This window comes from Holospora curviuscula (assembly GCF_002930195.1).
GTDB lineage: Bacteria > Pseudomonadota > Alphaproteobacteria > Holosporales > Holosporaceae > Holospora > Holospora curviuscula.
In genome coordinates, this window is the sequence record NZ_PHHC01000026.1 from 1 (window position 1) to 1,335 (window position 1,335).

1 protein-coding gene is annotated in these 1,335 nt (G+C 35.2%); it reads right to left on the reverse strand.

Annotated elements, in window-relative coordinates:
* Positions 1-84 precede the first annotated feature (84 nt).
* A complete protein-coding gene (locus HCUR_RS00610; RefSeq protein ID WP_104206303.1) occupies positions 85-1,035 on the reverse strand; it encodes a hypothetical protein in 951 nt (316 codons plus the stop codon).
* Positions 1,036-1,335 lie beyond the last annotated feature (300 nt).

A 1,335-nucleotide genomic window follows, 5' to 3' on the forward strand; every position in this document is an offset into this window, starting at 1 on the left:
CACCGGAAATTCCTGCGATAATGGAATAGACTGCGGTAGAAATAATTATTCAACGTTACCCCAAATGGTGCCCTGGCGAGAGATTTAGGGAAACTTTTTTAATTCGCTACTTTTTTCATTTTTTCCAAAAGTTTTTGCGATTTTTTCGAATATGGAACTCTTTGAGCGAGACTGGTCTAAGACGTTTTTTTGAGAAGAGTTATCCTTAGTGAAATCAGGCGTTTCATGGTGCTGTATAGCGTACCGCCTCTTTGTACGATCATAATCATCTTCTTGTTGCATTATACAGCGCATATTTTCGCTTATTTGTTTGAAAGTATTTATTAATTCTTCTTTCTGCTCTCTCCTATAGCTAAGTTGCTCAAGTGCTTTTTCTAGATATCTTTGATCGTTTGTTGCTAATGCTAATATATCATGATACTGTTGTTTCTGAGCAATGGGTATTGAACCAAGTTCTTCTTTAATCTGCTTAAGTCTCTGTTCAGTTTTTTCACTCTGATACTTACACAGATTTGCGTGGTCATTACAAAATTTTTCCAAAAGCCCTAGAGACTGCAAGAATTGTGTCTCTGTTTGATTAGACTGAACCGGGAAAAGCCGCGTTAAAATATTGGAAATATCGTTATCTAGAGAGTCAAAGTCATAAAATTTCAACATACAAGGAAGCTCTTTTTTGTTCTTTAACATTGTTAAAGCGTCCAATAACTGTTTTTTATTTTCTTCAGACGTCTTAACTATGTCAAGTTGTTTTTTTACATCTGATAAATCATATGCTGCACACTCCAGTATTAGTACAAGATTTGGGTTTTCGTTCCCAAACTGTTGCAGTTTTTTTTGATCTATTTGGTAGGCCATATTTTCTGAAGGTTCTTCTTTCCAGCTTACTCCAATACTTTCGCCGTTGCTATTTTTACAAAGATCGTTTAAAAGCTTAAAATATCTTACCAAGTCCTTTATGTTTGGAGGATTGTTAGCGTGTCCTGTTATGGATACCGACGTTAAAAATAGGAATAACAAATAACTTATTTTTTTCATGATTTATATTTTATAGAAGTTACAAAGATATTTTAAACTATAAATATTAAATTTTAATTATAGACGGGAAAACTTTCTCTAGAACACCTGAAAGGGGGAGGAGATGAAAAACTCTCCGTTGAACCCTGCCTTACAGTGTACAGAAAGTACTGATCTAAATCACCCACACCTGAGGACACTGGATATTCTGTGTGTGAGAGAAAAAAGCACATGTAATCCCCACACCAAAGCATCAAGACGATCAGGAGAGCCTGTACTATCGGTGTATACTGCATCATTTGTTCCTCCAATTCTGAAAAA

Bases quoted from the DNA above. Each gene is read 5' to 3' on its own strand.
- HCUR_RS00610 (WP_104206303.1), bottom strand. From the start codon at position 1,035: ATGAAAAAAATAAGTTATTTGTTATTCCTATTTTTAACGTCGGTATCC.